At 63.4% G+C, this 22598-nt stretch carries 10 protein-coding genes; 6 read left to right on the plus strand and 4 right to left on the minus strand.

All coding sequences use genetic code 11. The annotated features are described in order from the left end of the window. Positions 1 to 59 precede the first annotated feature (59 nt). From QD228_RS03115 to QD228_RS03135, 5 genes are all read left to right on the plus strand, one after another. Complete coding sequence (locus tag QD228_RS03115) at positions 60 to 13628, plus strand: carbohydrate-binding protein (protein WP_279874365.1); 13569 nt, start codon at positions 60 to 62, stop codon at positions 13626 to 13628. A gap of 496 nt (positions 13629 to 14124) precedes the next feature. Then, a complete protein-coding gene (locus QD228_RS03120) occupies positions 14125 to 14406 on the plus strand; it encodes a peptidylprolyl isomerase (protein ID WP_077375482.1) in 282 nt (93 codons plus the stop codon). 95 nt (positions 14407 to 14501) lie between these two features. After that, positions 14502 to 16091 carry an ABC-F family ATPase gene (locus QD228_RS03125; RefSeq protein ID WP_077375479.1) on the plus strand — a complete coding sequence of 530 codons (1590 nt, stop codon included), beginning with the start codon at positions 14502 to 14504 and terminating at the stop codon, positions 16089 to 16091. A gap of 241 nt (positions 16092 to 16332) precedes the next feature. Continuing rightward, positions 16333 to 17328 (plus strand): PepSY domain-containing protein, encoded by a 996-nt coding sequence (locus QD228_RS03130; RefSeq protein WP_279874367.1) that lies wholly within the window; start codon positions 16333 to 16335, stop codon positions 17326 to 17328. A 316-nt stretch (positions 17329 to 17644) separates the two neighbouring features. After that, a complete protein-coding gene (locus QD228_RS03135; protein ID WP_077375472.1) occupies positions 17645 to 18841 on the plus strand; it encodes an NAD(P)/FAD-dependent oxidoreductase in 1197 nt (398 codons plus the stop codon). A gap of 28 nt (positions 18842 to 18869) precedes the next feature. Here the strand turns inward: QD228_RS03135 and QD228_RS03140 are convergent, their stop codons facing one another. Further along, positions 18870 to 19778: a LysR family transcriptional regulator gene (locus QD228_RS03140; protein WP_279874370.1), complete on the minus strand. Its 909-nt coding sequence runs from the start codon at positions 19776 to 19778 to the stop codon at positions 18870 to 18872. Between the two features lie 218 nt (positions 19779 to 19996). Between QD228_RS03140 and QD228_RS03145 the strand changes: the two genes are divergently transcribed. Further along, complete coding sequence (locus QD228_RS03145; protein WP_279874372.1) at positions 19997 to 21193, plus strand: MFS transporter; 1197 nt, start codon at positions 19997 to 19999, stop codon at positions 21191 to 21193. A gap of 101 nt (positions 21194 to 21294) precedes the next feature. Here QD228_RS03145 and QD228_RS03150 read toward each other — a convergent pair whose 3' ends face one another. Genes QD228_RS03150 through QD228_RS03160 form a run of 3 tightly spaced genes read right to left on the minus strand, consistent with a single transcriptional unit; the run spans position 21295 to position 22450 of the window. Continuing rightward, the gene (locus QD228_RS03150; protein ID WP_077375463.1) at positions 21295 to 21645 is read right to left on the minus strand and encodes a YqjK-like family protein; all 351 of its coding nucleotides are present in this window, start codon (positions 21643 to 21645) and stop codon (positions 21295 to 21297) included. 35 nt (positions 21646 to 21680) lie between these two features. Then, positions 21681 to 22103 (minus strand): phage holin family protein, encoded by a 423-nt coding sequence (locus QD228_RS03155; RefSeq protein WP_043333873.1) that lies wholly within the window; start codon positions 22101 to 22103, stop codon positions 21681 to 21683. Beyond that, a complete protein-coding gene (locus QD228_RS03160) occupies positions 22103 to 22450 on the minus strand; it encodes a DUF883 family protein (protein ID WP_077375457.1) in 348 nt (115 codons plus the stop codon). Before QD228_RS03160 ends, QD228_RS03155 begins: the two co-directional genes overlap by 1 nt. Positions 22451 to 22598: the final 148 nt, after the last annotated feature.

Consider the following 22598-nt stretch of genomic DNA (forward strand, 5'->3'; position numbering starts at 1 on the left):
GCTTTGAGCGTCCCTTTGTCTTTGATCATCTGCCTACCCCTTTATCAGGCAAGCTCAAGATGATGATCGAAGCGTTGGACGAAAGAGGCGAGGTACTGCCCGGGTCTGGTGAGCAGTTCGGCTTCGAGGTCGAGTCACCGGATGTCGTCGCCGAGGAGGTGAGTGACCAGAAGGTGAGTGACCAGAAGGTGAGTGACCAGGAGGTGAGTGACCAGGAGGTGAGTGGCCAGGAGGACACGCCGCAAGCCGCCCAGGCGCTACTGACCAGTAGTGATGAACCTGCCGCGGGCACAGGGCCAGCCTTGCTGGCCGAACCTGCCCCTCTGGCCACGGCGGCGCTCATCGCACCGGAAAGCTTCACTACCCTTCGTATCGAGGCCGAAGACCTCAGCGATGACGACGGAGATGGCAATGCATCCTCCATCGGTGGGGCCGGTATCGAGGTGGTGACAGGGGGGGATAATCCGTCCAATACCGCCAATGCATCAGGCACTGCCTACGTGGACTTCGGCGGCGCGACCGGTGAGACGCTGACCTTCACCTTCAGCGTCACCGAGGCCGGTGAATATGAACTCGCGCTGGGGTATGCGCTCAGCCAGAATGGCGATGGGTCTGATCGCAACCGCCCATTGCGCCTGGACGTCAATGGCGAACTTCAGGATCGAATGTTTGATCTGCCGAGCACGACCCTGACCGGCGACGCCACTGATTTCAGTGAGTTCGGCGAGCGTACCATTCGCGTTCAGCTGCAGGCGGGCGAGAACACGGTGTCCTTCACCTCCAACGGGGCCAGTGGCCCCAACGTCGACTATCTGGAAGTGCGTGCACCGGACCCGGACGTCTTCGTCATTCAGGGTGAGGATCTCGATATCGGCCCGACGTCTGATGTCGCCGACGCTGGCACCAATCGTGTGGTGACTCTCGACAATATCGCCAGCTTCACCAATGGCAGGGAAACCTTCCGGGTCGGCACCGAAGGCGCCAGCTATCTCGACTGGGCATCGGGCAATGCCGAGGCCTACGGTGACTTCACTTTCGAAGTGGCTACCGCCGGCACGTACAGCGTCACCGTGACCTATGCCAGCAGCTCGGCGCGTCCCATTGGCCTCTTTCTCATCGATGAGGGGACGCCAGGCCAGATTGGTACCTTCCAGTTCGCAGCGGTGACTGCGCCGAATTACTACCCCGATGATGTCGATGATGTGCCCGCAGACAACCAGCCAGGCAATGGCGGGCCTTCCGCGTGGGAGGGCTGGTCGACCGAGACGCTGGAGATCACGCTGGCCGCGGGCAGCAATACCCTGCGTCTGGGCGGCGCGACCAACGGGCCGAACATCGACAAGATCGAGGTGGCGCTTCTGGAGGCCGATGCGGTGGAGCCTGTCGATCCGGTGATTGCGCCAGTCGTGATGCAAGCCGAGGATGCCGTGCTGGGCGCTGACAACGGGGCCGCCACCGTGGTGCGTGACGCCGCGAATCCCGAGGCCGGTGGCTTTGTCGGACTGCGCCCGGACTTTTCCGGCACCGGTTACGTGGATTTCGGCAGTGCGCCGGGTGACAGCCTGACCTTCACCGTCAATGTGGCCGAGGCGGGCGACTACGACCTCAACTTCCGCTATGCCAGCAATGGCGCGCGTCCGTTGGCTCTCTCGATCAATGACGGCGAGTCCTCCGAGCTCGCCTTTGTCGGGACTGACCCCAACGCCGGCAACGTCGACCCTGAGGGTTTCGATGTCTGGAGCTACCACACCCTGACGACGAGTCTGGAGGTCGGTGACAACACCGTCACGCTGACGATCCCTGATGGGCGCAGCAATGGGCCCAATGTCGATCGCCTGGAGGTCACCACGGCGGGCACGGGCCCGGTAGGGGATGTCGTGGCGGATGCCGATGCCTCTGTGCTGACCTTTACCGCCGTAGACCCCCTGCTCAATGGCGCGACCGTCGGTGAAGCGGGCTTCAGCGTCAGCGGACTGGATGCCGACATCACCTTCGTCGGCGTGACCTTCGATGAGGGAATCACGGTCCAGGAGGTGGTGCCGAACCCGGATGGCAGCTTCACGCTGGACCTGTCGGGATTCGCTGATGGCGATCTGTCGGTCACGCTGATCGCCATGGATGCCTTCGGCAACCGTGCCGAACAGAGCCTGGCACTGACGCTGGATACCACCGCCGATGAGGGGGGCGACCTGGCACTCGAAGGCCCGCAAGATGCCATCGAGGCGGATGACAGCGCCAGCGTGGTATTCGGTGTCGCGGGGATCGATGACGGCTCGACTCTCGAGATCAGCTTCGACGGCGGCGTGACCCGTCAGTCCGTTGTCAGCGATGGCGACACCTTGACGGTCGATCTCTCCACACAGGCCCCGGGCGATGTGATCGTGACCCTTATCGTGACCGATGCCGCCGGTAATGAGGCGAGTGTCGCGGAGGCAGTCACGCTGGCCGTCGTCGGCAGCGTGACGCTGGATGTCACCTTCGATGACGCCACGATCAGCGCCTACAACGCGACCCAGGACAATCCCACCGTTGGCACGGGGGCGGTGGTGGAAGACGACGGTGGCACTCTGACGTTGAACGACAATGTCTGGAAGCGGGCAGCCCTGCCGGAGGACTACACGATCACCAGTGGCAGCATCCTGACCCTGGATGTGGCCATATCCGATTCGCCGGTCCCCGAGATCGTTGCCATCGGCTTCGATGCCGATTCCAATCCGTTCAATGGCGGAAACAGTGTCTATCAGCTGGGCGGCAGCCAGACGCAGGGTGGCTTTGTCGATCTGCGTGGGCAGGGCATCGACAATGGCGATGGCACCTTGCGCTTCACCATCGATCTCTCGGCGCATGCGGGCATCACCCTCGATTCGCTGGTCTTCGTCAACGACGATGATGTGGGCGCCAAGGGCAGTGCGAGCTTCAGTGGCGTAAGCCTGTCAGAAGCCGATGTCGATGACACCAACAGCGCACCGCGCGTGGTGGGGGGTGGCATCGCTGATCTGAGTCTCGACGAAGGCGCGAATCTCGAGGTTGACCTGCCCTTCGTCGATGACGATGGCGATGACCTCGCCTTCAGCTTCCGGGTCACCGATGGCGATGGCCTGCCGGTCACCGTGGACGGGCTGAGTGTCAGCGACACTGTGCTGTCCGGGAGCCTCGCTGGTCTGGTGCCGGGCGATTACACCATCACGGTGACCGCCGATGATGGCACCGCCAGTACCGATACCGACTTCGCCTTGAGCATCGAGAACGTCAACGACGCCCCGGTGGCGGAGCCTGCCGCTCTCGAGCCCTACTTTGGAGAGGTGGGCGAGAGCTTCCTCCAGATTCCGCTGGCGGACTTCGCCTCGCTGTTCTCCGATGCCGATGGCGACAGCCTGACACTGACGGCCGAGGATCTGCCTGCCGGACTCGAGGTGATCGATGGCGTCATTCAAGGCACGCCAAGTGAAGGGGGCACCTTCGATGTTGTCGTGCGCGCCACCGACCCGAGTGGTCTGTCAGCGACCCAGTCGCTGAGCTTCATCATCGAAGGCACCCAGGTTGGCGATAGCATCACGATCGAGGCGGAAGATTTCACGGATCTCGACGCCGGTAACCTGATCGTCACCGGCAGTGCGTCGGCGTCCAACGAGCAGCTGATTCGTCTGACCAGCAATGCGCCGGCGACGATCGGCACTGATCTCTCGGCGGGCGGTGTGGAGCCGGGCTGGTACATCGCACGCCTCTATGTGTTCGATGAAACCGACGGTGAAGGCACCTTGACCCTGACCATCGGTGACACCGTGCTTGAAGCGCGCAACACGACAACCGATAGCCTGAGCGCCGACGTGGTATTGAACGACGACTTCGGCACCTTCGTCGGCAGTGGCGCGCGCGGAAATGCTGGCCAGAGCGGCAACCGCAAGGAAATCGTCTTCGAGACGCCCTTCGAGGTCACCGCCGGTGATCTGGCAAGCCTCGAACTGCGTGGTGCCGGTGGCGAGCTGATGCGTATCGACTCGCTTGAATTCGAGCGTATCGATGAGCCGGTCAATACTGCCCCGACCCTGGCGGGACTCGGTGCCGCGATCAGTGTCGACGAGAACAGTGCAGGCGTGGCGAGTCTGGTGATTGAGGATGCCGATGGTGACAGCCTGACGGTGACGCTGTCCGGTGCCGATGCCGCGCTCTTCACCTACGACGTGGCGAGTGGAGGAATCGCCTTCCTCAATCCACCGGACGCGGAGCTGGCCGCCGACAGTGATGAAGATGGTGTCTACGAGCTGACCGTGACGGTGACCGATGGCGAGGACAGCGTGTCACAGGACACCCTGATCACCGTGGCAGATCTCAATGAGAGCATCGCCATCGACCAGACCGCGTTTGCAGTGGATGAGAACCTGACCGAGATTGGCGCGATCCCGCTCGTCGATGAAGACGGGGGGACTCTCGGCCTCAACGCGCCGGTATTCGCCATCACTGGCGGGGCTGACTCTCCGCTGTTCACCATTGACGCCACCACCGGCGTGCTGAGCTTCACCAGTGCTCGCGATTTCGAGCTGGCGGTCGATGATGACGAAGATGGCGTCTATGACGTCGAGGTCAGCGTCAGTGACGGCGACCTCTCCACCACCGCGCAGCTCTCGGTCACCGTGAATGATGTCGATGAAGCACCGTTCTCGCCCCTGCGTCTGCAGGCCGAAGACGGCACGGTGACGAGCTTCGATGACGGTGCCAACGCGACGGATACCGTAGTGCGCGATGCCGACAATCCCGAAGACAATGCGAATCTGGAGAACGGTCTGCGGCCGGGCTTCTCCGGTACCGGCTATCTGGACTTCGGCGACACGGCTGGCGATAACGTCGCCTGGCAGATCGAGGTGGCCCAGGCCGGTCAGTACGACATCAGTGTGCGTTACGCCACCAATACCGATCGTCCGCTGGATCTGGTGATCAATGGCGGCGATCCGCTGATGCTGGCCATGGCCAGCACGGACCCGGACGGCAGCGGCGGGGAAGAAGGCTTCGACCACTGGGTCTTCGAGACCTTCACCGTCAGCCTGGAGGCGGGCAGCAACGCCATCGTGCTGGCGATTCCCGCTGGCGCCACCACCGGTCCCAACATCGATCGCATCGAAGTGACCGACGCCGGAAGCGGCCCGATCCCGGAGGATGTGAGTGCCGATGAGGACGGCGATCTCGCCATCGTCGCGGCTGACGACACTCTCGATGCCAGTCAGCTGGCGGCGGCAGTCTTCAACGTCTCCGGCATCGATGATGACGTGATCAGCGTTGCCGTGTCCTTCGACGGCGGCGCGACCCGTGAGGCAGTGACGCCGGACGCCGATGGCAACATCACGCTGGATCTGAGCGGCCAGCTCGATGATCAGAGCGGCGATCTCGCCGTCTCGCTGTTCGTCACCGATGCCACCGGCAACGAGGCCAACGCCAGCGAGGTGGTCAGCTTCGCGGAAGGCGACGGCACGCCTGCATTCAACTTCGCCATCGAGGGCGAGGCGCTGACCATCATCGATACCGACGGTGATACCCAGGTGCGCGATGCCGACAATCCGGAAACCAATGTCGCCTCCGGGCCAGATGGGCTGTGGGATGACTTTACCGGCACCGGTTATCTGGACATGGGAGCCGATGCCGGTGACGCCGCCGAGTTCCAGGTGGCGGTCGATGAGGCCGGTACCTACACCCTGGAGGTTCGCTATACCAATGCCGGTTCCAACGGCGCGAATCGCCCCATGGACATCCTGGTGGACGGGCTGAGTCAGGGGAATCTGGCCTTTGCCTCCACGGGGACCGACGCCGCCGGCTGGGAGAACTGGACCACCACGACGCTCGAGGTGGAGCTCGAGGCCGGCGACAATACCATTCGCCTTGCCAACCTGGGCAACGCCGGCCCCAACATCGACAGCCTGACGGTGAGCCGTGATGGCGTGGTGCCGGAGCGTCCGGTGGAGCCGGGCGAGCGCTTCTCGGTCAAGATCAACTTCCAGCCCGAAGGCACCGCGGTGCCGGATGGCTACATCGCCGACAACGGCAAGGCCTTCGGCACCCAATCGGTGACCGTGGACGGCCAGACCCATCAGTACGGCTGGATCACCGAGGCGTCGATCTACGACGGCGAGCCCGGCACCGAGCCGCTGGACATCAGCGCGCTGACCAGCGTGGCGGTGAATGATCGCACCGATGACATCGCCGGGCTCGACCCGCGCCAGGGCACCTACGCCCACTTCGACCAGCCGGGAAGCGCCTATGTGCGCGCCGGCTGGGAGATCGAGCTGGACGATGGCTACTACGAGGTCACCGTCTCCATCGGGGATACCTCCGGGCCCTACGACAGTCGCAACGTGCTCAATGCCGAGGGCGAGCTGTTCAATGATCCCTTCACCCCGTTCCGGCCCGATGATTTCCCGGCGGACGGCAATCCGTCAGATGATACCGATGGCTTCCGCTCGGATCTGGTCACCCGCATCGTGCAGGTCAGTGATGGGCGATTGACACTGGATTCCCTGGGGCTCGACAACGAGAACACCGAGATCCAGTACCTCGAGATCCAGGCACTGCCGGACCTGACGCCGGAAGATGATCGCATCGCCGCCGAGGATTACGCCTTCTTCACTGACGCGCGCGCCATCGCTGGGGTCGGTGACAACGAGGTGGAAGTCGATCTGGATCCCGACGACGGCGGCCTGCCGAGCGGGGTCGACCCGACGTCCGACATCTTCGTCGGCATCTCGGTGGTGGACGGCCGCGGCGGGGCGCTGCTCGAGAGCCTGGCTGACGGTTCGATCCGGCTGATCGAGACGCTGACCGGAGAGGAGGTCAGCTTCAACGCCAACACCACCGGTGGCTTCGATTCCCTGACCATCTCGCCGAGCCAGACGCTCAAGGAGTTCACCAGCTATACGCTGATCATCGACGGCTTCCAGGATCGTGGCGCCAACGACGACCTGGACGCGCCGACCCGTGAGTTCCAGAAATACACCAACACCTTCATCACCGGCGAAGCCCCGGAGATCGTCGCTCGCGATGTGGCCTTCAATGACGTGGTGGAACTCGACGGTGCCTCTGACAACGCCTTCGGTTTCACCTCGCTGGAGATCACCGCCGATGGCTCGACGATGTACATCGCGACCATTGGGGGGCAGATCCTGCGCTACGACATCGACCCCGTCGATGGCTCCCTCGGCAACCGTCAGGAGCTTTCGCTGCCGAGCGATTACTTCCATCAGGACGGGGCCGATGCCAGCAATGATCGCCGCGGGATCATCGGGCTGGTGATCGACCCCACCGATCCCGACGTGCTGTGGATCACCGACAACTATCCGATCCCGCTGTCTGGCCGTGACAACGGCGTGCCCGACTTCAGTGGCCGGATCACCAAGATCACCCTGGAGGGCGGTAGCGAGTTCTCGGGCACCGCCGAGCCCTACATCACTGGCCTGCCACGCTCCAATGGCGACCACGTGACCAACAGCCTGGAGTTCCGCGCGAATCCGGATTACGACGCCGAGACCAATCCCGACGTCCCGAGTCATCTGCTGTATCTGATCCAAGGCTCCAACTCTGCCATGGGCGAGCCGGACAGCGCCTGGGGCAATCGTCCGGAGCGTCTGTTGAATGCCGCGGTGATGGAGATAGACCCGACCCGTGATGCGCCTCCCGGTGGCTTCGATGTCACTACCGAGCCGCTTCCCGACAACGGCCAGAATACTCGCTTCGATGACCCGGATGGCCATCCCAAGGACGACCCGATCCCGATGGGCAATGGCGAATTCCTGGTGTTCGATGATCGTGGTGTCGCCACGGTGCAGGACGAGTCCGGCAACGTGCTCGAGTCCTACTACGACCCCTATGCCAGCGACGCGGTGCTGACGATCTTTGCCACCGGGGCGCGCAACGCCTACGACCTGGTGTGGCATTCCAATGGCTTCCTGTACGTGCCGACCAACGGTTCGGCGGCAGGCGGCAACGTGCCGGATGACCCGTCGACACCGGAGGACGAGCGCTACACCAGTGTCGAGAAGCAGGATGACTATCTGTTCAAGATCGTCGAGGGAGGCTATTACGGGCATCCCAACCCGCTGCGCGACGAGTACATCCTGAACGGCGGCAATCCGACCAGTGCCACCGACCCCAATCAGGTCGACAAGTATCCGACAGGCACCAACCCCGAGGGCACCTACGATATCTCGGGTGTCTATTCGCTCGGCGAGAATCGCTCGCCCAACGGCGCAGTGGAATACACCAGTGATGTCTTCGGGGGCAATCTGCAGGGCAACGTCCTGTTCACCGAGTACTCCGGCGGTGATGACGTGCGCTCGATCACGCTGGATGCCAACGGCAACGTGATTGGCGATGACGTACTGCGTGATCCTGAGGGCAACGTCATCAGTTACGTCGACCCTCTGGACATCATCGAGAATCCGGTCACCGGCCAGCTTTATCTGCTGACCCTGAATCGCGGCAATGGCCAGAGCCAGATCATTCGCCTCGACCCGGCACCGGGCGGGGTGGTGGATCCGGTCGACCCCGTGGACCCTGTCGACCCGACGGATGAGCTGGTCTCGCTGCTGGTCATTCAGGCCGAGGACAGGACGCCTGACGACGGCACCGCCGTGACGCTCGCGACGGGGACGGACGCCGAGATCCAGATTCGCGACATCGACAACCCCGAGACCAACCAGCCGGACCTGCCCAATGGCCTGCGCCCCGGTGCCTTCGGGCTCGATGGCAATACCGACGATACCGACGGCACGCCAGGTGGCTATGCGGACTTCGGGTCTACCAATGCCGACTTCCTCACCTTCACGTTCGAGCTGGATGCCGAGCAGGCTGGCGACTCGGTGCTGCATCTGCGCTATGCCAACGGCGGCAATGCCGATCGCCCGCTGGAAGTGTTCGTCAACAATGTCAGTGTCGGGGTGTTTGACTTCAGTCCGCCCGACGGCCTGACGGGGGATGCAGCCTGGGCCGAGTGGTTGACCGAGGCCGTGGCAGCGACGCTGGTCAGTGGTCAGAACACGGTGCGCCTGCAGGCCACCGCCGACACCGGCCCCAATATCGACCAGCTGGAGATCCTGCAGGAAGCGCCGGATACCACGCCTGGCGTCGATGAGTACGAGGCCGAGGGGGCAGTGCTCGATGGCGCCGTGGTGGTACTGACAAGCGATGATGATCGCAACGCGTCCGGTGATGGGTACGTCGACTTCGCGGGAACGGGTGATCAGACCATTACCTGGACACTCGATGTCGCCGAGACGGGAAGCTATGACATCGCCTTCCGCTACGCGCTTGCCGCGACCAAGGATGACCGTCCCCTGGGGCTTGCGATCAATGGTGTCGACCTCGGGATGTTGAACTTCGAAGGCCAGAGCAACGCTGACGAGAGCGACTGGTTCTTCCAGAACACGCTGGTCGCTCTGCAGCAGGGCAGCAACACCATCACCCTGACCGCGCCGGGTGCCGTGGGGCCGAACATCGATCTGCTGCAGGTGCCGAATGCACCGTCCGACAGCTTCATCCCGGTCTATGCCGATGTCTCGAACGGGGCGCGCATCGAGCTCGAGAGCGGTGACAGCGCACGCACCCTCAACGAGCTGACCGCCGACTTCTACTTCAGCGTGGACAGCAGCGGACTCTATCGTCTGGATCTGGCCGCGAACGCGGGCGCCGATGATGGTCAGGGCCTGGCCCTGACGCTCAACGGGCAGTCGGTGAAACTGCTGGCCTATCCGGGAGTGGGTGACGCTGGTGAAGAGGGTACCTATGTCGAGCTCGAGGCCGGGGTGGAGTACAACCTGCGTGCGGTGTCCACCGCCGATGGTGCCGATGATCTCGACTATCTCGATGTGATGCCGGTGGTCGGCAGCGACGACGCCGATATCGTGGTAGAGAGCGGTGATGCCGCCTACTACTCCGATCGCCTGCACTTCAGTTATCTGGACGACAACAGCGGCTCGAATCCCGATCGTGACTTCAAGGAAAGTGCCACGGTCACCATTTCCAACACCGGCAGCGATGTGCTGGAAGTGCTCGATGCCGACATCGACGGCCCCTTCACGCTGGCGGACCCCGAGGTGTTTGATGGCCTGACGCTGGCCGCGGGGCAATCCCTCGAGGTCACGGTGCTGTTCGACCGGGACAGCTACACCGCGCCGTCCAACAATGCCGGTGATGGGGTCTTCGAGGGCCGTATCCGCCTCACCACCAACGATGCCGACTCTCCGATCGCCGAGATCCACATGGCAGGCTTCTGGCAGGCGCGTGACGAGGGTGGCTGGGAGCCCAACGTCAACGAGGTGTGGGAGGTGTTCGGCTTCGGTAACCGTATCGAAGGCTTGTCGACCGTCGGTGGCGGGGAGAATTCGGTACTCAACGACTTCGATCTGTATCGCCCGGTCAATGATGACGAGGTGCTATCGCGTTACTGGTCTCTGGCCGAGGGGGCTGGCGAGGCCAGGATCACCCAGCTGGCGGCCTATCACGGCGGTGGCGGGGCGACGCTGGGTATCCACAACCCCGGCGACAAGGGGCAGGACGTGATCTTCTCCAATCACGCGGGCGACAATAACCAGTCGATCCTGCCGGTATTGGGCAACGGCAACTTCGCCACCGCGACCTTCGGGCTCGATGATATCCCGGCCGGGTGGGCCGGAAGTGGCGTGTTCGGTATCGAAGTGGCCAATCTGTCCACGGACCCGTCACTCAACCCGACCGGAGGCGGCACCCCGCCGGCCGATGCCGAGGGTATCGAGCGCGGCTATACCGTGCGCATGTTCCGGGCTCTCGATGCCGAGGGCAACGTGATCCCCGACACCTACCTGGGGATCATGGATTACACCGGGATCAACTATGACTACAACGACAACATGTTCCTCATCGAGGGCGTGACACCGGTGTCTGGTGGTGAGCTGACGGTCATCAACAATGACGGCGTGCCTTCCAACGATCGCCTGGTGATGTCGCGCATCGAGAATCCGGCCAATGCCGCGCAGGAGGTGCATGACGAGGTGACCGTTACGCTGAGAAACGATGGCTTCGAGAGTCTCGACATCAGTCGCGTCGAGGTCAGTGATGCGACGCTGTTCGAGCTGACGGAGGCCTTCACTGCGGTGACGCTGGAGCCGGGTGAGTCAGTCGATGTGATCGTGCGCTTCATCGCCGACGACCCCAACGATGGCAGCCTCTACGAGTCCAGCCTGATCATCACCTCAAGTGATGCGGATGAGGGAGAGAAGGTCATCGAGCTTGCCGGCCTGGCCCAGAATCGCTCAGAAAGCGGCCAGGAACCGGGAGTGCAGGAGATCATCGATGCCTTCGGCTACTCGACCAATGTTGCCGAAGGGCAGATGAACCAGGGAGGGCTGGTGGAGGCCAACGGCGATGAGATCCTGTCTCCGTACTTCCAGCGCGCCGATGGTGGCTCGCCGATCAAGATCACTCAGCTGGCGGCTTACCACACCCAGGGCGACGTGGCACGACTGTTCATCCACGACGTCGACAGTCGTGATATCGACGAGGTGCTGGCCCACGACGAGGCCGATGGTCAGACGTTGCTGCCACGCACGCTCAATGAGGGAGATCTGCTGACCACCACCACCCTGGATCGCGATGCGCCCTTTGGTTTCTTCGCTGAGATATCGGGCCGCCAGGGCTATATTTCCTGGTCCGATCCCGACGCCAACCTCCATGAGGACACCGTCGATGCCATCGGCACTCCCGGCAACAATCTCAACTGGGACGAGAATGATGGCCACCTGATCCGTGTGTATGTGGCCAGGGACGCCGCCGGCAACGAAATCCCGGATACCTATATCGTGATCCAGGATTACGCGGGGGTGAACTACGACTACAACGACAACATCTTCCTGGTGGAGAACGTCACTACCTACGATCCCGCAGGGGCGGAAGATGCTGACGGCAATGGACGAGTGGATCTGTACGACGACGATGACAACGACGGTGTGCCGAACTTCCTCGACAATCCCGAGCCGGTGGGACAGAGCGCCTTCAATGCCGGCGAGACTGCCTGGGCGGTGGGAAGCGATGGCCTGACACTGGAGGCGCGCCTGTTCGACAACGGTGGCCAGGGCGTCGCCTACAACGACACCACGCAGGCCCACCAGGGCGATGGCTTCCGTTCCGACGAAGCGGTGGATATCTCCAATGGCAGTCTGGCCATCGGCTATGTGGCCGACGGTGAGTGGCTCGAGTACACCCTGAATGTCGAGACGGCGGGCACCTATGAGCTGAACTTCTCCGCCTCGGCGACTTCCGACGGCAAGTCGATCACCGCCGCCTTCGAGCAGGACGGCAGCTTCTATACCGAGGGCCAGGCGGTGGCGGTACCGGACACCGACGGTTTCACCAACTTCACCGATGTGGGTCCCTTGACCTTCACGCTGGAGGAAGGTGAGCAGGTGCTCAGGTTGACCTTCAACGGCGGACAGCTGGATCTGGCCTCGCTGAATCTGACGCTGGTGGCGCCGGTGGACGATGGCCAGCAGGCGCACACCGACGATGGTCAGCCCTGGCAGGTAGGCAGTGACTTCAGCCTTGAGGCGGTGAATTACGATGAAGGCGGACAGGATGTCGCCTACAACGATTCCAGCGAGGTGCAGGAGGGGACCGATGTTCGCGGTGAGGGCGTGGACATGGCCAGCGGCGGCAGCGCCATCGGCTGGATCGAGGATGGCGAATGGGTGGAGTACACCTTGAACGTCGAACAGGCCGGTACCTACGACATGGCCTTCCTGGCTTCCCTGGGAGTCACGGGGGGAGGGCAGCGCAGCATTACCGCAACCTTTGCCAAGGAGGCCGACGCCCCGTACGCCAGCGCCACACCGGTAGGGGTATCACCGACCGGTAGCTGGACCAGTTTCGTGGGTACCGAGACCGCCCAGGTGACCCTGGAGGCTGGAGAGCAGGTGCTGCGACTGACCTTCAATGGCGGTTCCATGGACCTGCAGGGATTCTCGCTCTCCCTTGATGGTCAGCAGGCCTTCAATGCGGGAGGCATCCCCTGGCAGGTGCAGGCGAATGAGGGACTCAGCCTCGATGCCGTCAACTTTGATGAAGGCGGGCAAGGGGAGGCCTACAACGAGCTCTCCAGCGCTCAGTTCGGCTCGAACTATCGCGATACACCGGTGGATATCGTCGGTGAGGGGGAAGCGATAGGCTGGGTAGAGGATGGTGAATGGCTTGAGTACACCATCGATGTCGAGCAGGCCGGCGCTCACACGCTGTCATTCGTCACCTCCGCTCCTGACAATGGGCGCAGCATCACGGCCTCGGTGGAGAAGAATGGCGAGTTCTATGACGAGGCCAGTGGCACGCTGCCCAATTCCGGCGCCTGGGGAGTCTATGTCGATGGCCCCTCGTTGACGCTGGACCTGGAGGAGGGGGTGCAGGTGTTGCGTATCACCTTCAATGGCGGTTCACAGGATCTGGCGTCCTTCCAGATCACGCGTGATCCGGATGTGGCTCCGGCTGGCTCACCGAATGCACTCGCGATGATGAGCATGCTCGAGGACGGCGACGCGATTCCGGTCTCCAATGATGAGGAGGCGCCGATGAGCGACGATGTCGGCCTTCAGGGCATACAGGAGGATGTCCAGGCCGGCCTGCTCTAGAAAGACGGCGCAAGATGACGGGGAAGGCGTGAGCAAGTGGCCGGGAACATGGCATGGGCTGGAACCTTGCCTTTCCCGGCCCGCGTAGATGCCTGGCAGGACATGCGTGAGTCTCTGACGCGCATGTCCTGCCAGGCATCTGCGTGTCGCCAGTTCCCCCCTCCTTCTTTCGGTGTGACGCTCCGAGATCCCCCGGCAACACCTGATGGCGCGAGACGGTTCTCGATCTCCGCGCCTGCGTCTGGCGTTACCGGAGGCTCGCCTGTCAGAAGCGGCTGCGAACACGCACTGCAGCGTCTGTCTTCCTGAGCTGTTATCATGCCCGCCTTCAGATTCACCTTGTTGGCTGTTGTCTCCCTCATCTTTCGTCTGGCCTCCCGCCATGTCCCTCGTCATGCGCCTGTTGTCGCAGGTCGTCGCTGACAGGACGGCACCTCGAAGACAGAACGCGAACCGGGAGAAGACAGGCACGCATTCGCTTGCAAGAGGACATGAGATGGCTCGTATTGCCATGGCACGCCACATTCTGGTGAAGACCGAGGCCGAGGCGCAGCGTCTCAAGCAGTCACTGGAGCGCGGCCAGCCGTTCGAGAAGCTGGCGAAGAAGCACTCCACCTGTCCTTCCGGCAAGCGGGGCGGTGACCTGGGCGAAGTGCGCCCCGGCCAGATGGTCGGCGGCATTGATCGCGCCATCTTCAAGGGCCCGCTCAATACCCTGCAGGGGCCGCTGAAGAGCAAGTTCGGCTATCACCTGCTGGAAGTCTTCTTCCGTGGCTGATGCCTGACGGACCGCGATTCCAGACCCCGTATCATCCGGCGCCAGCGTGACGCTTCGTCACCGCCCACCTTTTCATTCCAAACGGATATTCCCTCGTGATCTCTACCGCCAATCTCACCATGCAGTTCGGTGCCAAGCCGCTGTTTGAAGACGTCTCCGCCAAATTCGGTCGTGGCAATCGCTATGGCCTGATCGGCGCCAACGGCTGCGGCAAGTCGACCATGATGAAGATTCTCGGCGGCGATCTTGAGCCGTCCGGTGGCCACGTCATGCTCGAGCCCAACACCCGTCTGGGCAAGCTGCGTCAGGACCAGTTCGCCTATGAGGAATACACGGTGCTCGACACCGTCATCATGGGCCACGAGCGCCTGGCGGTGGTCAAGGCCGAGCGTGACCGCATCTACTCGCTGCCGGAGATGAGCGAGGAAGACGGCATGAAGGTCGCCGACCTCGAAGTCGAATTCGCCGAGCTTGACGGCTACACCGCCGAAGCGCGTGCCGGTGAGCTGCTGATGGGCCTCGATATCCCCATCGAGCAGCACCTGGGGCCGATGAGTGAAGTCGCGCCGGGCTGGAAGCTGCGCGTGCTGCTGGCGCAGGCGCTGTTCTCCGATCCTGACGTCCTGCTGCTCGATGAGCCGACCAACCACCTGGACATCAACACCATCCGCTGGTTGGAAGGCGTGCTGACCGCGCGCTCCAGCACCATGATCATCATCTCGCACGACCGTCACTTCCTGAACAGTGTCTGCACCCACATGGCGGACCTGGATTACGGTGAGCTGCGTCTGTTCCCGGGCAACTATGACGAGTACATGACCGCCGCCACCCAGGCGCGTGAACAGCTGCAGGCCGACAACGCCAAGAAGAAGGCGCAGATTGCCGAGCTGCAGTCCTTCGTCAGTCGCTTCTCCGCCAACGCCTCCAAGGCCAAGCAGGCGACCTCGCGTGCCAAGCAGATCGACAAGATCCAGCTCAACGAGATCAAGCCGTCCTCACGCGTCAGCCCGTTCATCCGCTTCGAGCAGACCAAAAAGGTCCACAACAACGCGGTGATGATCGACAAGCTCGCCAAGGGCTTCGATGGCAACACCCTGTTCGAGAACTTCAGCTTCACGGTCGCCGCCGGTGAGCGTGTCGCCATCATCGGCCCGAACGGTATCGGCAAGACCACGCTGCTGCGCACCCTGGTCGGCGAGATGCACCCGGATGCCGGTGAAGTGAAGTGGACCGACGCCGCGGAAGTCGGCTACTACGCGCAGGACCACGCCCATGACTTCGCCAACGACATGAGCCTCTACGACTGGATGTCGCAGTGGACCGGTGGGGGCGAACAGGTCGTGCGTGGCACCCTGGGGCGCATGCTGTTCTCCAATGACGACATCCAGAAGTCGGTCAAGGTGCTTTCCGGTGGTGAGCAGGGCCGCATGTTGTTCGGCAAGTTGATCCTCAAGCAGCCCAATGTGCTGGTGATGGATGAGCCGACCAACCACCTGGACATGGAGTCCATCGAGGCACTCAACCTCGCGCTGGAAAACTATCCGGGCACGCTGATCTTCGTCAGCCACGACCGTGAATTCGTCGGCTCGTTGGCCACGCGCATCATCGAGCTGAATGCCGAGGGTGTGGTCGACTTCTCCGGCACCTACGATGACTACCTGCGCAGCCAGGGCGTCATCGTCTGAGCGAGCACGTCTGCTCCCTGGCGTGAAATCGTCGCTCTGATCGCCCCCGTTGCCTCTGGCAGCGGGGGCGATCTGCCATCTGGCGTCGACGATCCGCGCCATTCGATTGCGCGATGCGACTGCATGTGAGAATCATTCGCCGATGAGGTGTATTTGTCTTATCATCTGCGCCTCTTGATCGCACCCGCGCGAAGGCGTGTGCATCCACCTTGTCGTCGCTCACCCCAGGAACAGAGTCATCATGTCAGATGTCGCACCCGGTGCCCCCGCTCAACGGCCCGCCTCGCGCGCCACGTCCCTGCGTCAGGACACCCCCCGTCAGCGAGGGCGGCGCAAGACCCTGGCGCAGCGACTCAATCCCTGGATCCGCTCTCTGCATCTGTACTGCGGCGTCGCGCTGGTGCCCTTCGTGCTGTTGTATGGCGTGAGCGCCTTCCTGATGAACCATCCCGGTCTGTATCGCGACATCCAGCAGACACCCTTGTCGTCCGAGGCATTGCAACGCGCCGCGTTGGGCCCGGTGGATGCCCAGGCTCTGGCCGTGGCCACCGTGGCGGAAATGAACCGAGTCTCCTCGGGGCGTCACGAATTCACGCTGGTTGACCCGCAGGCGCTCGAAGGGGCGCCGTTGTCTCTGCTGCTGGATTCCCGGGGAGCGGACATGCGTCAGCGCTACATGGTGGATCTTTCCCACGGTGAGGGGCGGCGCATCGCCATGCAGGAAAACGCCGCGGGAAATGCGTCGGCTCGTCCTGCTCGCATGCCGCTGGCCGGCCAGACCCTGACGCTTCCTGACACCTCACCACTGGCGGTGCCACTGGTCAGTCAGCAGGCCCGTCTGCGCGAGGCTATCGGCGCCAGTGAACGTCAGCCGCTCAATGGCAAGGGGACGCTCGACTTCACGCTGGAGGACGGCAGCGGCCAGCGCTTCACTGCCCAGCTGGACCTGTATTCAGGCAAGCTGAAGGGCCAGCCCGTCGGGCAGGTCCAGCCCGGCGCGGGGCTTGGCGAAACCCTGACGCATCTGCACAAGCAGCATGGCTACAAGAGCAGCGTGCTGGAGTGGCTGTGGGCCGTGGTCGTGGATGTCATGGCCTGCGTGATGGTGCTGTGGGGGCTGACTGGCCTGTGGATGTGGTGGCAGATGAAACGTCGGCGCCCCCTGGGCGGCCTGCTCATGGCGGCCGGTATCGGTCTGTCGGCGGCTCTGGGACTGGGGCTGCATGCCGGAATGTGACAGGTGAGGTGAGCAGGCTCTTGGCTTGATGTCGTGTCCAGCGAGACACGACAGAACCTGACGAGATGGCATGTCAGCTGACGTGCGAGCTGACGTGCGAGATAAAAAGGAGCGCTGTGGATATCCGCAGCGCTCCTTTTGATGGCCATTCCGCGTTCCACATGTTGCCAGGGGACGGCGAGAGCCCGAAACCGGGCGTGGCTTCTGGTAAACTGCGCGGCCGGTGTCTGGCACAGTCGGGCCACCACGGTGCCGCTACTCGAGCACTGGGCGTTTCAGCACCGTCTTTCTCTTCTTGTTGCACGAGGTTTCCAGCATGGCCACATACGACGTCATCATCATCGGCGCAGGCGCGGCAGGCCTGATGTGTGCCGCCACGGCGGGCTATCAGGGCAAGCGCGTGCTGGTGCTGGACCACGCCAACAAGGCCGGCAAGAAGATCCTGATGTCAGGTGGCGGGCGCTGCAATTTCACCAACCTGGATGCCGGGCCGTCCAACTTCTTCTCACGCAATCCGCACTTCTGCATCTCGGCACTCAAGCGCTACACGCCGCATCACTTTCTCGAGCTGGTGGAGCGTCACGGGTTGGAGCATGTCGAGAAGAAGCCGGGGCAGCTGTTCTGCGCGGATTCCGCCAAGGATCTGCTGGCGATCCTGATGACGGAGTGCGAGTGGGCCGGGGCGGAGATTCGTCTCAACACGCGCATCACTTCGCTGGAACGTGCGGGTGAGGGCATGCGGGTCGAGACCAGCAACGGCACGCATACGGCAGGGCGGGTGGTAGTGGCGACCGGTGGCATGTCGATCCCGACGCTGGGCGCGACCGGTTTCGGCTATGATATCGCGCGCCAGTTCGGGCTCGAGGTCACCGAGACCTACGCGGCGCTGGTGCCGTTCACGCTGACCTCGCAGTGGAAGGAGCGCCTTTCGCCGCTGTCCGGGCTTGCCTGTGACGTCAGCGTCACTGCCGGCAAGGGCCAGTATCGCGAACCGATGCTGATCACCCACCGTGGGCTTTCCGGCCCGGCGATGCTGCAGGCCTCCAGCTGGTGGACGCCCGGTCAGCCACTGGACATCGACCTGCTGCCGGGGGTGGACGCCTACGCCGAGCTGCTGGCCCTGCGTGAGCAGCATCCCAAGCGCCAGATCGGTCCCTGGCTTGGCGAGCGCCTGCCCAAGCGTCTCGCCCAGTCGCTGGTCGAGTGGCAGGATGCCGATGCCGGCCGCATCAGCGAGCGCAGCCTCGCCGAGCTCTCCAACGCGCGTCTCGAGCAGCTGGCCAAGGCGCTCAACCACTGGCAGCTCAAGCCGGCGGGCACCGAAGGCTGGCGCACCGCCGAGGTCACCATGGGCGGCGTGGTCACCGATGCCATCTCGCAGAAGGACTTCAGCGTGCGCGATCTCCCGCAGCTGGCCTTCATCGGTGAGGTGCTGGATGTCACCGGCGAACTGGGCGGCTACAACTTCCAGTGGGCGTGGTCCTCGGCGGTGGCCTGCGGGCTGAACTGCTGACCAGCACGTTCTCACCACTGGCCGCGTCTCATGCCATCTGCTGGCGGATGGCGGGCAGGCGCTGCTCGACCAGCGCGACGAAGGCCTCGGTCACCGGTCGGCCCGGTGTGGTCGGATAGTGAAGCTCCAATGGCACCGCCCCGAGCGCCGGACGCAGGGGAATGAACTGACAGCCATCGCACTGCAGACGGCGGATGCAGCCGGGCGCGATGGCGACCCCCAGTCCGGCCGCGACCTCACTGAGCAGCGTCTGCATCATGGCCGGCTGGCGCTGGAGGCGCGGCGAGAAGCCGGCATCGCCGCAGGCGCTGATGATCTGGTCAAATAGCCCCGTCGCCTGCGTGCGCTGAAACAGCACGAAGTCCTGCTGCGCAAGCTCGCTGAGGGCCAGTCGTTTGCGGTGCGCCAAGCGATGCCCCTGGGGTATCACCGCCATCAGCCTATCCTCGTAGACCGGCAGAGCCGTCAGGGTATCGCGCTGCTCGATGGGCAGCGGACGCGACAGGCCGAGGTCGATCTCGTCACGCGCGAAGGCATCCAGCTGCTGCTGGGCGCTCATCTCATGCAAGGTGAGGCTGACCTCGGGGTGGCTGGCGGCGAAGTCGCGCATCAGGCTGGGCACGAAGCTTGCGCAGGCCGAGCTCATGTAGCCGATGCGCAATGTGCCGGTCTGGCCGCTGGCGGCCATCGCCACGCGCTTGCGTGCCTGTGCCTCCAGCGCCAGCATGCGCTGCGCTTCTTCCAGCAACGCCTCGCCGGGTGCCGTCACTCGCACTTCCCGCGTATTGCGCCACAACAGACTCACGCCCAGTTCGGCTTCAAGATCGGCGATCTGGCGACTGATGGCAGGCTGAACGGTGTGCAGCTCGCGGGCGGCGGCCGAGAAGCTCCGGTGCGTCGCCACGGAAACGAAGGTTCTCAGTGTGCGCAGTTCCATGGCAGCTCTCGTCAGTTGATTGATGTCCATCAAGTATAAGTCATATCAAGTATCGTCATTTCTATTATCAATGCTCGCTCATTAGTCTGGGGACCTGCCAAGCCTCCCTCCGTCAGCTTTCTTCCTCTCGCGCCCTCCCGGCTTTCGTGTCTCACAAGCCAGGAGGGCGCGGCGATGCAGTGGCTGGCAAGAGGGCCCTGTTTCCGAGTGGAGCCGATATGACGACATCAACTTCCCGAGATATCGCGCAGGATACGCGCGATACCTCTCGATCACTTTCTGACGGCGGGCGTTTCACGCTGCTGGCGGTCGCCTGCCTGACCATCATGGTGGGTACCGTGGTGGCACCGGGGCTTCTGAATATCGCGGCCGCCTTGCAGGTGGAGAGCCATGCCAGCTGGCTGATCACCCTGCCGTCGCTGGGTGCGGTGCTGTTTGCGCCTATCGCCGGACGCATGATCGACCGCCTCGGGGCCTATCGCGCGCTGACTGGCGGGCTGTTCCTGTATGGTCTGCTGGGGGCGGGCGGGGCACTGCTGGAAGGCACTGTCGCCGTGTTCGCCGATCGTATCCTGCTGGGGGGCGTCACCGCGGTCGTGATGGCGGGAGGCACCACGCTGATCTCCGAGTGGTATCACAGCCATGCGCGACTCAAGATGATTGCCCAGCAGGGCATGTCCATCGAACTTGGCGGTGTGATCTTCCTGTTCGTCAGTGGCGTGCTGGCAGGCATCGCCTGGCAGCTGCCTTTCCTGCTCTACCTGCTGGCCTGGCTGCTGCTGGCCATGCTGTGGATGATGGTGCCCAGGCAGTCACCTGCAGCCCCTGATGAAACGGCTGGCAAGTCGGGCCAGCCGGTGCTGTCCGCTTCGCTCACCAGTGTCTATCTGGCGGCGGCCATGGCCATGACGCTGTTCTTCACCGCCATCGTCATGCTGCCCAAGCGCCTGAACCTGCTGGGGCTGAACGAGGCCTCGACCGGCATCTTCCTGGCGGCGATCTCGATGGTCGCGGTGGTGGCGGCGATGTGGATGCCGAAGGTCTCACGTGCCTTGCGCGAGATGCCGACGCTGGCACTGGCCTTCGTGCTGTATGCCGCCAGCCTGTTCGTCTTCCAGCAGGCCGAGAACATGGGGGTGATGAGCGTGGGTGCCGTGCTGGCCGGGATGGGCTTCGGCTTCTCGATTCCGCTGCTCAACCACATGACGGTGGAGCGCAGCCACGCACTGGTGCGTGGACGCAATCTCGCCTACCTGACGATGGCGATCTTCCTGGGCCAGTTCCTGACCTCCTTCCTGGAGTTCCTGCCCGGCGATGGCCGCCATGTCTTCGGTTTTGGCGCCGTGCTGGGCCTGATCTTCGCGGCTCTCTATCTGGGCATCCATCTGCTCAAGCGCGACAATCGCGGCGCCTGAGTCATCCCGGGCAACGCCTGCCCGCTGCATATCGAGACGTGCGACGAAAAAAGCCCCGCGACCTGAGTGCCAGGTGGCGGGGCTTTCGGTATGTATCGTGATCACTTGTCGAACAGTATTCTCAGGCGGCGAATCATCACCCAGCCCATCAGGCCGCGCTTGATCAGGCTCAGGCCCTTCTTTGGCCGGAAACCTCCCCGCGCGGCAATCAGGCCGCCCACCAGAACCAACGGGCCACGGTATTGCTGCACCTTGGCCCAGCCACGGTCGATGGGGGCGGTTGCCTCCTTGAGGTCACGCATCGCATGACTGACGTCGAGGCGCTGCTGGCTGATGCGTGCTTCGAGTTCCGCACGCCTGGCATCGCGCGGATGCGCTTGCCGGCGACCGTTCCCCCCTGAGGGGGGCAGTGCCGGCTCACGCTGCGCGAGGGACTGTCTGGAAGAACTCATCTCGCCTCCTTTACAGGGGCTGGCAGGCGGGGGCATCAGAGGTTTTCGCGTTGGCGCTGGCGTTCCAGTGCGTCGGCGCGGACGTCCTTGAGGCTGTCGCTGTCGCGGCTCAGATTGCTGAGCGTCGAGCGCAGCAGGCTGCGCTGGGAAGCGATCACCTTGACCCGCCAAGCGATCAATCCGCCCAGTGCCAGCAGGATACCGCCGCTCAAGGCGATGGCCAGCAGGCGATGGGTATCCCAGAAGGCCACGACCACCAGCAGGATCGCCAGGCCGATACCGAAGCAGATCAGCATCAGGGCGATACCTGACAGCAGCAGCATCACGAACAAGCGTTCGCGTTCCTCCTCGAGCTCCAGCACGGCGAGACGCAGACGCGTCTCGCCACTCTCCACCAGGCTCGCGGTCAGACGACGGATGGCGCCAAGTACGCGTTCAACCGGCCCTTGCTCCTGCATCAGCGACGGCCAAGCAGCATGCCGATGACGACACCGGCGGCAGCGCCGATACCGACACTGGTCCACGGGTTGTCGTGCACGTAGCGGTCAGCGCAGTCCGCGGATTCACGCGCGCTGGCGGCCAGACGGTCACCCTGGGCACTCAGTCGGGCACGAGTGGCTTCCAGGCGGGTCTGGGCGCGGGCACGCGCTTCCTTCATGCTCTCGCGGGAATCCTCGGCCGAGGCGTGCAGCAGTTCCTCGACGGTCTGGGAGAGATGACGCAGGTCTTCCTTCAGCTGCTCGGTGTTGGCACCGGTGGCTGAATTGGCTGTGGTCGTATGATCACCGATTTTCTGCATGGCCATGTTGTGTCTCCTTCCCGTGTGTCGAATCAGATTTCGTGAATTGTGAGCGCCAGATGGCGCGCATGACTCTCGAACTCAGTCTTCCCTGGGGCGCCGCTGGCGGCAGGGTATGACCTTTTCAGGTCGCAGCGATTCCTGCCTGGCTGCG

Origin of the sequence: Cobetia sp. 3AK (assembly GCF_029846335.1) — a bacterium.
GTDB classification, from domain to species: Bacteria; Pseudomonadota; Gammaproteobacteria; order Pseudomonadales; family Halomonadaceae; genus Cobetia; species Cobetia marina.

Excerpts from the sequence above, each read along its gene's own strand:
- QD228_RS03115 (WP_279874365.1), top strand. The coding sequence starts at position 60 with ATGATGATCGAAGCGTTGGACGAAAGAGGCGAGGTACTGCCCGGGTCT.
- QD228_RS03120 (WP_077375482.1), top strand. The coding sequence starts at position 14,125 with ATGGCTCGTATTGCCATGGCACGCCACATTCTGGTGAAGACCGAGGCC.
- QD228_RS03130 (WP_279874367.1), top strand. The coding sequence starts at position 16,333 with ATGTCAGATGTCGCACCCGGTGCCCCCGCTCAACGGCCCGCCTCGCGC.
- QD228_RS03135 (WP_077375472.1), top strand. The coding sequence starts at position 17,645 with ATGGCCACATACGACGTCATCATCATCGGCGCAGGCGCGGCAGGCCTG.
- QD228_RS03140 (WP_279874370.1), bottom strand. The coding sequence starts at position 19,778 with ATGGAACTGCGCACACTGAGAACCTTCGTTTCCGTGGCGACGCACCGG.
- QD228_RS03145 (WP_279874372.1), top strand. The coding sequence starts at position 19,997 with ATGACGACATCAACTTCCCGAGATATCGCGCAGGATACGCGCGATACC.
- QD228_RS03150 (WP_077375463.1), bottom strand. The coding sequence starts at position 21,645 with ATGAGTTCTTCCAGACAGTCCCTCGCGCAGCGTGAGCCGGCACTGCCC.
- QD228_RS03155 (WP_043333873.1), bottom strand. The coding sequence starts at position 22,103 with ATGCAGGAGCAAGGGCCGGTTGAACGCGTACTTGGCGCCATCCGTCGT.
- QD228_RS03160 (WP_077375457.1), bottom strand. The coding sequence starts at position 22,450 with ATGGCCATGCAGAAAATCGGTGATCATACGACCACAGCCAATTCAGCC.